The following is a 13,365-nucleotide window of genomic DNA, read 5'->3' on the forward strand; positions in this document are numbered from 1 at the left end:
TATGGATCATCAGGACTCCTTAGGAGGATGAAATTAAGAAGTTATTTACCACAAAACTCATTGAAAATAAAGGGGAAAATGAACATTTTATCGAATATTTTCATCCCATCACATTGAACAAACTTTTTACGAGACCATCAAAGTTCTTCCAGCACTCAAGTATCAGCACAATTTTGAAAACACCGTCGATAGCTAACGGTAATAGTCAATTTTTTATTAGAGCGGAAGTGTTTAGTTGTAGGTGCTACCCTCAAAACGTACAGGTTCTTAGACAATGTCAGTTTGGTGGGGTTTTGCCTCACCCAAATAAAGCTCCTCATCTTGATTTTTCCACTGCCCTTTTCCATTCATTGTAATATTGATTTCTTTGGGTTTCCCCCATAGAAGGAAGAAACCGCCGTTCCTCCTGCCAGTTTTTTTGAATTTCTTCTAAATTTTTCCAAAATCCAACAGCCAGGCCCGCCAAATACGCGGCGCCCATTGCAGTCGTTTCAGTGACTTTGGGTCTGATAAGCGGTGTGTTTATCATGTCTGATTGAAACTGCATTAAAAAATTATTTTTTACCGCTCCTCCGTCTACCCGGAGGTCTTGTAAAGAGAATCCAGAGTCTTGTTCCATAACCGTCATGAGATCTTTTACCTGGTAAGCAATCGATTCCAGGGCCGCCCTCGCGATATGTGCCCGGCCGGCGCCCCGGGTCAGTCCGACGATAATGCCCCTGGCCTCCATATCCCAGTAAGGAGCCCCAAGGCCTACAAAGGCTGGAACGAGATAGACGCCGCCGTTATTTTTAAGGGAAAGGGCAAGATCCTCGCTTTCAGCCGCGTTCTGAATAATTTTCAACTCATCCCTTAACCACTGAATCACCGCTCCGCCTATAAAAACAGACCCTTCCAGGGCATAGGTGATTTTATTTTCAAGCCCCCAGGCAATCGTTGTGAGAAGCCCGGTTTTTGAAACGACAGGCTGGTCTCCCGTATTCATCAGAAGAAAACATCCTGTCCCGTAGGTATTTTTCCCGCTACCTTTTTGAAAAGCGCCCTGGCCAAAAAGCGCCGCGTGCTGGTCCCCGGCCATTCCCGAAATTGGAATAGACACTCCCTCGAATAAATCAGGATGGGTGTATCCATAAATTTCGGAGGAGTTTTTTACTTCCGGAAGTATCGAAACCGGGATGCCAAACCTTTCAAGAAGCTCCTGATCCCATGAAAGTTTGTGGATATTAAAAAGCATGGTACGGGAGGCATTGGAGTAATCTGTCGCGTGAACTTTTTTCCCGGTTAACTGATATAGCAGCCAGCTATTCACCGTGCCAAAGAGCGCTTCTCCTTTCTTTGCTTTTTTTTGAATTTCAGGAATGTTCTCGATCAGCCACTTGATTTTAGTGGCAGAAAAGTAAGCGTCAACCACAAGCCCGGTTTTCTTCCGGATGGGTCCGGCGAAACCTTCCGCCTTGAGTTGATGACAAAGCGGGCTGCTCCGGCGGCACTGCCAGACAATCGCATTGTAAAGAGGTTCGCCGGTTAATCTATCCCAGAGAATCGTGGTTTCTCTCTGGTTCGTGATCCCAATCGTAAGAATTTCCCGGGGAGAAATTCCTCCTTTAATAACAGCCTCTTTTGCGGAAGAGATTTGAGAGTTCCAAATTTCCGCCGGATTATGTTCAACCCATCCGGCCTGGGGATAAATCTGGGCCACCTCCCGGAATGCGGATGAAACAATCTCTCCCTTTTGATTAAAAAGAATGGCGCGGGAACTGGTCGTCCCTTGATCCAGAGCAAGAATATATCCCATGACGAAACTTTCTTTTCTTTTTAATTATTTTGAAGAAAGGGTCTTAAGCTGATGGTAGAGTTCTTTTTCTTTTTCCGTTATTTTTTCAGGAAGGACGATTTGAAGGACAACGTAGAAGTCCCCTCTTTCTCCTTTTTTCTTTTGGAGTCCCTTTTCTTTCACCCGTAATTTTTGTCCACTTTTGCTTCCGGCGGGAATTTTTAACCTAACGGTCCCATCAAGCGTTGCAATTTCAAGGTCTGTCCCAAAAACAGCATCCCACGGATAAATCAATTGGGTCAGGATAATATCATCCCCCTCGATTTTAAACAGAGGATGGGGTTTTAGTTTTACGATTAAATAGAGATCGCCGGGATTTCCTCCATCGGGATGTCCCTGGCCGGCAAGCCGGATTTTCGACTCCTCCCGAACGCCTGGCGGGATATTGACTTCGAGATGTTTTCGGCCATATCCCAAATCGATGGTTATCTTTTTTATCCCGCCGCGGTGGGCCTCTTCCAGGGTCAGTTCAATTTCGGCTTGAACATCCTCTCCTCTAACGGTTCTTCTCTGGTGGGCAGCCGTTTGCCGATGGCCCTCGCGCCCCCTCTGCGAACCAAAAACAGCTTCAAAAAAGTCGCTAAAAGCTCCCATTCCGCCAAATTCAGCGCCAAAATCAGATGTGCGAAATCCTTCCCCGCCAGCTCCGAAACCAGGAGGAGTAAACTCCATTCCCTCGCGGTAGTTGGCTCCTAAAAAATCGTATTTTTTCCGCTTTTCCGGATCGCTCAAAACTTCATTCGCTTCATTAATCTCTTTAAACTTTTCTTCCGACGATTTTTTTTGGGCAGGGCTGGCCAAATCAGGATGATGTTTACGGGCAAGTTTTCGGAAAGCAGACTTAATCTCCTGAGCGGAAGCATCCTTTTTGACCCCCAGGACTTCATAATAATCTTTAAATTTCACACTCATACTGAAGACTCTAACATGATTTCACTATAAACACAAAATCCCGTTTCTTGTCGTGCCCCAAGACCAGCGATAGACTTCGCACCCACTTATTAATCATGTCATTGCGAGCACCGAAGGGTGCGTGGCAATCTTATCGTAAAGTCTTAAGATTGCTTCACTTTGTTCGCAATGACAGCTTTCTAACTCTGTTCTTGGGTCATGCCGCAATTCGTGGGCAGGACTACTCTTTCACCATTTCAAGGAACTCCTCTTCGGAGAGGACCCTGACTTCCAACGCCCTGGCTTTATCCAGTTTCGAACCCGGGTTTTCACCTGCCAAAATAAAATGGGTTTTAGAACTGACCGAAGAAGTGACCTCCCCCCCTTCTTTTTCAATTTTTTCGGTCAGTTCCTCCCTAGAATGAGATTTAAAAGTCCCTGTAATTACGACCTTTTTCCCTGCCCAGATTCCTTTGACGGGAACAGCCTCATATTCAATTTGGACCCCGGCTTTCAAAATACGGGCGATGGTCTCCCGGTTCCTCTCTTCATAAAAAAAATGGACGATATTATTTGCCAGCTCCGGCCCAATGCCAAAGATACCGGTCAACTCTTCCTGGGCCCCGTTCTCCAAACGATCGAGCGATCCAAAATGCTGACTTAAAATTTTACCAACCGAGGAACCGATACCTCGTATACTTAAAGAATAGAGAAAACGGGAAAAAGAAATTCTTTTGGATTTCTCAATTTGTTCGATCAGGTTTTGGGTTGACTTTTCTTCCCATCCGGGAAGCCTTACCAGTTCGTCTTTTTTTGATTTTAAATAAAAAATATCTGAGAGATTTTTTAATAACCCGTTTTCATAAAGCTGGTCGACCTTTTTCTTGCCTAAACCCGCGATATCGAATCCTTTTCTGGAGCAGAGATGGACAATTTTTCCCTGAATCTGTGCCGGACAGGAGAGATTAATACAAAAAAGATAGGCCCCCTCCTTTTCTACGGCGGCATGACAGACGGGACATTCTAAAGGCATATGGAAAGGAGTTTCCTGTCCTGTCCGTTTTTCAACAACCGGTTTAATCACTTCCGGAATAACGTCCCCCGCCCGTTCGACGAATACGGTATCTCCGACCAGGACATTTTTTTCAAGCATCTCTCCCTCGGTATGGAGGGTCGCCCTCGAAACGGTAACCCCGCCGATTTCCACCGGCTCTAAAATAGCGACAGGGGTTAAAATACCGGTCCGTCCGACCTGAACCTCGATCTTCAGAATTCGGGTCGTCATTTGCATCGGTTTAAATTTATAGGCCAGCCCCCACCTCGGATGACGGGCAGTTTCTCCGAGTTTTTGCTGATCGTCTATTTTATTGACCTTGATGACCACGCCGTCGATATCAAAGGTCATTTCTTTTCTCCCGGTTTCAATCTGATGATGTTTCTGAACGGCGGCTTCGATTGACGGACAGAGGGTCATCTCAGGAGACACCCTAAATCCCCATTCTTTCAACTGATTGAGAAGTCCGATCTGGGAATGAAATCGGGCCCCCTCGACTTTGCCTGTTCCCCATGCATAGAAATGAAGGTTCCTCCGGGCGGTAATCGCGGGGTCTAACTGCCTTAATGACCCGGAAGCCGAGTTCCTGGGGTTGGCAAATATCGGGAGGCCGTTTTCGGCCTGAATTCGGTTGATCTCCTTAAAAACCTCTTTTGGGATTAGAACTTCACCGCGGATTTCAATGTGCCGGGGAAATGGGGCGTCGGAGCCTTCGAGCCCGGGCATTTTTCTGAGACGCAGCGGGATCGTCTGAATGGTTCTCAAATTGCCGGTGATATCTTCTCCCCTAAATCCATCTCCCCTGGTCGATCCCCGGGTAAAAAGACCGTTCTCATAAACTAAAGAGGAGGAGACGCCGTCATATTTCGGTTCGACGACGTATTCAATTTCCTCCCTTTGGATCACCTTTCGAACTCGTTTATCAAACTCAAGCGCCTCCTCTTCAGAAAACGCATTGTCAAGGCTTAGCATCGGAAGATCATGAAGAACCGTCTTGCCCAGGCTTTCTAAAGGGGCGCCCACCCGTTGGGTCGGAGAATCGGGGGCAAGAAATTCCGGATATTTTTTTTCAAGTTCAACGAGCTGTTTGAAAAACCGATCATACTCGGCATCGGAAATGGAAGGCTGATTTAAGATATAATAAAGATAATTATGATGATTGATTTGCTCCCGAAGCGCTTTGATTTCTTTCAGAATGGGGTCCATCGTCATTTTATTCTTCTCATGGGGTCTCCTTTACCCCTTATTTCATCATAATTAAAAATCCAAATCTATTGTTTTATTTGTAATAGGTATGCTACCCTTTTTTGAGGACAAATGGCATGAAAAATTGGATTAAAATCGGGTTTATTCAAACCCGGCCGGGTTTTGGCGAGAAAAAGGCAAACGTTGATGAAGTGATCGAAATGCTCTCTTCCGCAAATGCCGACCTGATCGTCCTTCCTGAGTTTTTTAACTCCGGGTACCAGTTTACCTCCAAATCAGAAGTTTCTTCCCTTTCAGAAGAAATCCCGGACGGCTATACGACCAAAAGATTAATCAGAATTGCCAAACAGAAAAAAATGTATATCGTCGCCGGATTGCCTGAGAAAAAGGGTAAATTATTTTTTAATTCGTCTATTCTCGTCGGCCCTTCAGGTTTTATCGATGTCTATCGTAAAATCCACCTTTTTTATGAAGAGAAACTTTGGTTTTCCCCGGGTAACAAACACCTGAAGGTCCACGACATCGGCAAAGCCCAGATTGGCATGATGATCTGTTTTGATTGGTTTTTCCCGGAGGTATTCCGCGTTCTAGCCCTGGCTGGCGCAGACATTATCTGCCACCCCTCCAATCTTGTCCTTCCGCACTGTCCCCAGGCCATGATTACCCGTTGTCTTGAAAACAGGGTTTTTGCCATCACCGCCAATCGGGTGGGTTTCGAGGAACGGGAAGGGAAAGAACGCCTCACCTACATCGGCATGAGTCAAATCGTCAGCCCTAAAGGAGAGGTTCTCTACCGGGCTTCAAGCGAAAAGAGTGAGATGCAAATTATGGAAATCAATCCCGCGGAAGCAAAGAAAAAATCGATCAACAGGTACAATCATCTTTTTGAAGACAGAAGGTCTGAGTTTTACGAGGCTTTGCTCTCTCCTCCCGAGGAATAATCCAAAAACTCCCGTCGTTAAAAATGGATCTTGCCGGAATTAATAAAGCGGTTTCAATTCTAAAAAAAGAAATCAAACAGTGGAAAATCCCTGTTGTCGGCGTCATCGCCAATGAGTCCAGAGATCCCTTTCTGGTTCTTATTTCGACCATCCTTAGTTTGAGAACGAAAGACAAAACAACGTTTGAGGCGTCCAACAGGCTTTTCACCCTTGCCTCCACCCCCGAAGAAATGATAAAGCTTTCTCCGGCTCAGATTGAAAAAGCCATCTATCCGGTCGGTTTTTATAAAACCAAAGCCAAATCAATTCTTCACACGTGTAACGATCTAATCAATCGGTTCCATTCCAAAGTTCCCGGCAATCTGGAAGACCTCCTGACGTTGAAAGGGGTCGGAAGAAAAACGGCGAATCTCGTCTTAACGCTTGGTTATGATCAATACGGCATTTGCGTCGATACCCATGTGCACCGTATTTCCAACCGGTTTGGGTTTATTAAAACAAAGACGCCCGATGAAAGCGAAATAGTCCTCCGGCAAAAACTTCCCAAACGTCATTGGAAGATTTACAATGACCTGCTCGTAGCCTTTGGCCAGAATCTTTGCAAACCTGTATCCCCTCATTGCAGTCACTGTAAGCTCCTTTCACTGTGTAAAAGGGCCGGAGTAAAATCCTCCAGATAAACTGAGTTGCCAAACTCCATCTATTTGTTAAGCTTAATACATATGAGCAAAGTTATGGGAATATCGACGGAAAACGTCACCATTACCATCATGGGGAAGCCTTATCTTGTCCCAAAAGACAAGCTCCTTTATGTATTTCAGGACTTAGAAATGCTTCGAACCCGGAACAAGTTCTGCTGGAACGGAGAATGTAAAAATTGCGCAATTTCGTTTCGTGAAACTTCCGATTCTCCTGTCGTGATCACAGAAAGAGCCTGCCAGACCACGGCGACCGAAGGTCTTTGCGTCGTCGATATGCCAGGTGAATTTTATCTGACCAGGTGAACTGAATTTATTTCTTTTTAGAAGATGTTAGGATAACCCCCTTCAGACGTTTGGTCCCATGATAAAAGTGATCTTTAATATATTCTTTTCTGGCCCGCTCATCACTCATCTTTTCAAGCAATTCCTCTTTATCCAGAATCGCGTCCAAACCTTTGTCCCCAATACGTCCTATCGAGACTTTCATCTACACCCCTCCCACAAAGCTTGCTCGCAAGCGACCCCGCAGCGAAGCTATGCTTAATTAATAATGGGTTATCTCTATCCCTAAGTCAAATGGTACCAAAAAGAATTTTCGTCTGTCAAGCTACTGTGATATCCCTAGAACAGCGATAGAAAGTTGTCATTGCGAGCGAAGCGAAGCAATCTCGCCATCTTGAGCCGAGATCGCCACGCACCCTGCGGGCGCTCGCGATGACAGGCAAAACAAGGAGTTACAAATCCTATCTCCTGGGGATATCTTGTCCACCCCCAGTTTTATCCGTAGCTTTAGAACTGTGGCCAGGATCAGGGGAGGGGATGAACGGATATTTCTAAAAACCGGAAGGCGGGCAAGACGATGAGATAAGTTTATGATGCTACAACCGGCTGTAACTCTTGAGGCGCCCCCGCATGATTCATTCGGACGGAAATCAGCCTGGAAATCCCCGGTTCTTCCTGGGTCACCCCGTAGAGAATATCCGCAATCTCCATGGTTCGTTTATTGTGGGTAATGACAATAAACTGGGAATGATCGGTCATTTTTTTAAGCACCGTCGTAAAACGCCTGATATTTTCTTCATCAAGCGGGGCATCGATTTCGTCGAGAATACAAAAAGGGCTCGGATGAATCAAGAAACTGGCAAACAAAAGGGCAATCGCCGTAAGCGCCTTTTCTCCCCCTGAAAGCATCGATACATTTCTCACCTTTTTACCGGGCGGCTGAACAATAATATCCACCCCCGACTCAAAAGGATTGCTGTCATCCAATAAAATGAGTTCGGCCTTCCCGCCTTCAAAAAACGACACAAATACTTCCATAAATTTTTGATTGAGCGCGACGAAGGTTTCATTGAAAAGAATCCGGGTCGTTTTATTGATTTTTTGAATGGCCTCCTGAAGGGACTGAATCGATTGCGTTAAATCGCCTTCCTGTGCCGTAAGAAAATTAAATCTTTCCTCTAATTCTTTAAATTCATCAATGGCCGTCACATTCACGGGCCCGATCTGGTCAATTTTCGCCTTTAACTCTGAAAGGGTGGTTTTGGCCAATTCATACTCGAGCTCCGGATATTCTTCCTGCATAGCGTTTTGGAGCGTTGTTTGATAGTGGGTCTGCAAAAATTGATCGATATGTTCCAGTTTTATCCGAACCTCGGTCCACTTGACCTCTAAATCATTTTTCTTTTTGACCGCCTCGTCAATTTCTTTTCGATTGAGGCGATAGGCGTCTTCTTTGGTCCTTAAATTGTTAATCAAGACTTCATGATCTTCAACAAGGACTGTCTTTTGGCTTTTAATCAGGCCCAAATCCTGGTTAAGCTCAGAAATGGTTTGAAGAACCGTCTTTTTTTCCAAAAGGGCCCCGTTTTGCTTGATCTCCAGGTTCAAAGCGGTTTCTTCTTTAAAAGCGATTTTTGCGGCGGCGTCTTTTTGTGAATTCTCCAATTCGTTTAAATTAAGGAGGGTGTGATTCACCTTGCTCTTGAGGGACGTTGCCTCGATTTTTATTTCCGTGAGTTGAACGGCAAGCTGGTCTTTCTCGGTCATTTTTTCCTGAAGGGAACGTTTCAAGCCGGCAAGCCGTTCTTCCAGTTGAATTTTGGATTCCTGGATCGTAAGACTTTCTACCTGCAACAATTGAGCGTCCCTGTCAATCAAAGAAATCGATTCGAATCCCTTTTCCATCTCTTTTTTCAGTTGAGCTTCCCGGGCTTCAAATCGCTCACAATCATGTCTGAGCTTTTCAAGCAGGTTTGCCTGCATCGTCTTTTCAATTTCTAACTGATGGAGGGCCTCTTCCTGGTTTTTCTTCTGTTGAATCAGCGTTTGCACCCGTGATTGGAGTTGTGCCTGCTCTTCATCCATCTGCTTAAGCTCAAGCGAAAACTGGTTGACGTCATTTTGTAATTCTTTAATTTCTCTCTGCCTTTGAAGAAGACCTCCGCCGCCGTTTTCTTTAGATCCGCCCCAAATCATACCGGAACCTTCAATGACCTCTCCTTCCAGGGTCACAAAGGTAAACGGTCCTCCGTTTTGTTCCCAGAGGGCATAGGCCGTCATTAAATCTTTTACAATGACAACATGACCCAGCAGCGATTCGACGACTTTTTCATAGCCAGGTTTACATATCACCTTTTCGAGGGCGGGACCAAAAACAGCTTCATTTTTTTCAATCCAGGGTTCCCCTCTTAACAGGCGAGGCTCCCTTAATATGAATAATCCTTTTCCAAAATTTTTAGATTTCAGGTATTGAATCAAATCATGACTTTCGACCACTGAATTGACCAAAATCCCTTGAAGTTTTTCATTTAATACCGATTCAATGGCTTTTTCAAACTGGGGCTGAACTTCAATGAAATCGGCCACACACCCCTTCAAATCAACTGTAATTTCCCCGGTTTCTTTTCCCTTTAAAAGTGATTTTATTCCCTGCCAATATCCAACCCGGTTTTTTTGAAGATCATTTAATGATTCTAACCGCGCGCGGCTGGAATGAAGCTTTTCCTTCTTTTGAGACAGAGCTTCTCCTACACCGTGAGATTCAGCCTGTAGAGACTTCAACTCTTCTTCCAGCCTCAAGCGCTCCGTCACCATTTGCTCAAACGCTTCCGCAAGACGGGTCTGCTTATTAAGCTCCTCTGACTCAAGCGACTTCGAGTTTAAGAGGTGGCGGCGCACCTCCTCGCATTCGCCAGACTCTTTTTCCAGCCTTTTCTGGATTTCTTCACGGCGTGAAGAATGGGTCGCCATGCGGGCGGCCAGATTTCCAGTTTCTGTAATGATTCGGGTGAAATTGGAATTTTCGGCGTCAAATTCAATCCGGTGCCGGTTCACTTTTTCAAACAGGTCATGGTCTTCTCTCTCTTTTTCGCGGAGAAGTTTTTCTTTTTCGACCAGTAAAATATTAACGGCTTCATGTGCTTTTTTTAAGTCGTTCTTTTTATTTTCCATCTCCGCGAAAGAAGCTTGATACCGCGCGCGTTCTTCAAGAGCCTGTCTGGCCTGTTCTTTCCATTCGGTCAGCTGCGACTCGAGGAGCAAAATTCGACTCTCTTGCTTTTGAATTTGCCCCTCTTTTTCACTGATATTCTGGATGAAACGATTGAGTTCGTTTTCTTTTTCAACGATCTGTAAACGGGCCTGTTCAATCTCGAAATCCATTTGAGTCAGTTTGGTATCCAATCCTATTGTTTTGATTTCATATTCATCGAGTTCTTTTTTTAATTCCTGAGCCGCCGCCTCGAGCGCCTTTCCTTCGTAAACCGACAAAGCCGCTTCAAGCTTTTTCATCTCCTGATTGACTGCCTGATACCGTTCGGCCTTTCGTGCCTGCCGGTCCAGGGAATTCATCTGCTTTTTAACCTCGCCCATAATGTCCCGAACCCGAAGAAGGTTCTGCTGGGTAGCGTCAAGCTTCCGTAAAGCCTCATTCCGACGGATTTTGTACTTTGAGATCCCCGCCGTCTCTTCAATGATTTCCCTTCGTCTGGCCGGAGAAGAATTTAAAATCTCATCGACCTTCCCCTGCTCGATAATCGTATGTCCTTTTGCCCCCGCACCGGTATCAATTAAAAGATCCCGAATATCCTTCAGCCGACACTGAATTTTGTTGATTAAATAATCACTTTCCCCGGATCGGTAAAGCCGCCGGGTGATTGTTAATTCCTGATATTCGCTAAAATCCCCTGATAACTGACCGGTGGCAATGTCGCCCAGCGTCAGATTGACTTCCGACAATCCAAGACTTTTCCGGCTTTCCGTCCCGTTAAAAATAACATCTTCCATCTTTTCACCACGGAGGGTTTTAGCGCTCTGCTCCCCCAGAACCCATAGTATGGCATCGGCAATGTTGCTCTTTCCGCATCCGTTAGGCCCCACAACGGCGGTCACACCCGATTGGAAGTTAATCGTCGTCTTGTCGCAAAAAGACTTAAATCCCAGGATCTCGATTTTTTTTAAGCGCATACCGTTAATCTCCGAAGTTGATACACAAAAAACGTTTATTATTTATCATGAATAAGTTAAAAAAACAAGAAAAAACACAACAGGAAGGGGTAAACCTTAAAATTAATCTATATATAGAACGTAACCCTTCAGTGAAGGGTAGGCATTGACGAAAGTGCCTGGTATGCCATGGCGTTCCAGGCGCTTGAGAACCGTTGACTGAACGATTACTATACCCAAGAACAGAGTTAGAAAGCTGTCATTGCGAACAAAGTGAAGCAATCTCAAGACTTTACGATAAGATTGCCACGCACCCTTCGGTGCTCGCAATGACATGATTAATAAGTGGGTGCGAAGTCTATCGCTGGTCTTTTCAAGGCTTACTTTTTCCACCCTGACCTTTATCGGATCACCGAGTCGAAACACATTCCGGAACCTTGCCCCAACCAGGGAGTGCTTTTTTGCCTCATAGAGGTAATGATCTTCCAGCGACGAGATATGAACCAACCCTTCGACAAAAATATCGTTCAATTCAATAAAAAGCCCGAAGGAGGTCACTCCGGTAATATGTCCTTCAAACTCCTCCCCGAGCTTGTTATCCATAAACCGGACTTTTTTCAAAGCAACCACCTGCCGCTCGGCGTCGACCGATATTCTTTCCTGGGCGGAACAATGGCTTGCGATTTCAGGCAACTCCTTTTTATAGATCCCCGCTTTTTTAGGGGAATACTCTTTTTTTTGAGCCATTTTCAGGAGTCGATGGACCATCAGATCGGGGTATCTTCGAATAGGAGAGGTGAAATGCGCATAGTATTCCGCCGCCAGACCAAAATGTCCGGGATTTTCCGTCGAATAAATGGCCTGCTTCATGGATCGGAGCATCAGGTGGTTGACGACCCTCTCTTCAGCCTTTCCTTTGACCTGATCCAAAACCTCCTGAAACGATTTTGGGGTGACTTTTTTGGGGGAACCTTTGAGAGAAAAACCAAGGCTTGAAATAAAAAATCTAAAATCCTCAATTTTTTCAGGAGAGGGGTTCTCATGAATCCTGTAGATAAAGGGGAGTTCCAGTTTTGCCATATGTTCTGCCACCGTTTCATTGGCCGCGAGCATGCACTCCTCGATAATACGGTGCGCCAGGTTCCGTTCTTCTTTTAAAATCGACGTGATCTCCCCGTTAATATCGATTAAGATTTGCGGCTCGGGAAGATCAAAATCGATGCTCCCTCTCTTAAACCGTTTGTTTTTAAGCTTTAGAGCCAGATCCTTTAAAATGAAAATGGTATCGAGAAGTTCTTTCTTCCTGAGAGAAGACCTTCCGGGGCCGTTTAGAATCTCCCACACCTCCGTATAAGTCATTCTCGCATGGCTGTGGATCACGCTTTCGTAGATTTCATAATCGACCCGCTCCCCATGTTCATCAAAAACCATTTCCACGGAATAGGTTAACCGATCCACCTGCGGATTCAGACTGCAAATTCCATTTGAAAGCGCTTCAGGGAACATCGGAACCACTTTATCGGGAAAATAAACCGAGGTCCCTCTCTGATAGGCCTCCTTATCCATGGGACTCCCCCAGGGGACATAAGCGCTGACATCCGCGATGTGAACGCCGAGGCGAATCTGATTGTTGGGGAGGTGTTCCGCGGAAACCGCGTCATCAAAATCTTTGGCATGCTCTCCATCAATCGTCAGGGTGACAACTTTACGCATGTCCTTCCTCCCGGCCGCCATTTTTTCATTCACTTCAGACGGCAGGAACCCTGCTTCCTCAAGCGTGGCAGACAAAAATTCCCTGGGTAGATTAAATTCCTCCATAATCATCGAGGTATCGAGAAATGGAGCATATGCCTCACCAAGGATTTTAATAATCTTCCCTTCCGGGCCCTTCCCAAAAGAAGGATAGGCCGTAATTTCAGCCACCACCATCTCACCCACTTCCGGACGAAGTTCATAAAGCGCCGGGATATAAAGATCGTGAACCATTTTTCTGTCGTTGGGAGTGACCCATCCCCCTGTTTCGGTTTGGATATATTTTCCAACAACCTGAGTATGGCCTCTTTCAACGACCCGGACAATTTTCCCTTCGGGTTTTCCTTTTCTATTCTTTCCTTCGATCCGAATTTGAACCCTGTCCCCGTTCATGGCATCGAGCATCCGGTTTCGGGAAATATAAACATCCGGTTCCCCGGAAACCCCGGAAAGGACAAACCCGTAGCCCTCAGGATGCACCTGGAGCTTTCCTGTCATGTCTCGCCTGGCTTCTTTAATCCGTCTTCTGATTTTTCTCAT

General features: G+C 45.5%; 9 protein-coding genes. 3 read left to right on the forward strand and 6 right to left on the reverse strand.

From position 1 onward, the window contains the following. Positions 1 to 316: 316 nt before the first annotated feature. The 3 genes from glpK to ligA all read right to left on the reverse strand — a co-directional run bounded on the left by glpK (position 317) and on the right by ligA (position 4,991). On the reverse strand, positions 317 to 1,795 hold the full coding sequence (glpK, locus tag HYR79_10550; GenBank protein ID MBI1822135.1) for a glycerol kinase GlpK: 1,479 nt from the start codon (positions 1,793 to 1,795) through the stop codon (positions 317 to 319). 24 nt (positions 1,796 to 1,819) lie between these two features. Then, on the reverse strand, positions 1,820 to 2,746 hold the full coding sequence (locus HYR79_10555) for a DnaJ domain-containing protein (GenBank protein MBI1822136.1): 927 nt from the start codon (positions 2,744 to 2,746) through the stop codon (positions 1,820 to 1,822). Positions 2,747 to 2,966: 220 nt separating this feature from the next. Beyond that, entirely contained in the window at positions 2,967 to 4,991 is a 2,025-nt protein-coding gene (gene ligA, locus HYR79_10560) for an NAD-dependent DNA ligase LigA (GenBank protein ID MBI1822137.1), read from the reverse strand. A 122-nt stretch (positions 4,992 to 5,113) separates the two neighbouring features. On the opposite strand from ligA, the gene HYR79_10565 reads away from it, so the two are divergent. Genes HYR79_10565 through HYR79_10575 form a run of 3 tightly spaced genes read left to right on the forward strand, consistent with a single transcriptional unit; the run spans position 5,114 to position 6,930 of the window. Then, on the forward strand, positions 5,114 to 5,926 hold the full coding sequence (locus tag HYR79_10565) for an acyltransferase (GenBank protein ID MBI1822138.1): 813 nt from the start codon (positions 5,114 to 5,116) through the stop codon (positions 5,924 to 5,926). 23 nt (positions 5,927 to 5,949) lie between these two features. Continuing rightward, positions 5,950 to 6,606, forward strand: a complete 657-nt coding sequence (locus HYR79_10570; GenBank protein MBI1822139.1) for an endonuclease III — start codon at positions 5,950 to 5,952, stop codon at positions 6,604 to 6,606. A 54-nt stretch (positions 6,607 to 6,660) separates the two neighbouring features. Beyond that, positions 6,661 to 6,930 carry a hypothetical protein gene (locus HYR79_10575; protein ID MBI1822140.1) on the forward strand — a complete coding sequence of 90 codons (270 nt, stop codon included), beginning with the start codon at positions 6,661 to 6,663 and terminating at the stop codon, positions 6,928 to 6,930. 7 nt (positions 6,931 to 6,937) lie between these two features. Here HYR79_10575 and HYR79_10580 read toward each other — a convergent pair whose 3' ends face one another. The 3 genes from HYR79_10580 to rnr form a co-directional block, all read right to left on the reverse strand. Then, a complete protein-coding gene (locus HYR79_10580; GenBank protein ID MBI1822141.1) occupies positions 6,938 to 7,114 on the reverse strand; it encodes a hypothetical protein in 177 nt (58 codons plus the stop codon). Between the two features lie 383 nt (positions 7,115 to 7,497). Continuing rightward, complete coding sequence (gene smc / locus HYR79_10585; protein ID MBI1822142.1) at positions 7,498 to 11,094, reverse strand: chromosome segregation protein SMC; 3,597 nt, start codon at positions 11,092 to 11,094, stop codon at positions 7,498 to 7,500. Positions 11,095 to 11,196: 102 nt separating this feature from the next. Continuing rightward, complete coding sequence (gene rnr / locus HYR79_10590; protein ID MBI1822143.1) at positions 11,197 to 13,365, reverse strand: ribonuclease R; 2,169 nt, start codon at positions 13,363 to 13,365, stop codon at positions 11,197 to 11,199.

This window comes from Nitrospirota bacterium, assembly GCA_016178585.1.
Taxonomy (GTDB): domain Bacteria; phylum Nitrospirota; class Nitrospiria; order JACQBW01; family JACQBW01; genus JACOTA01.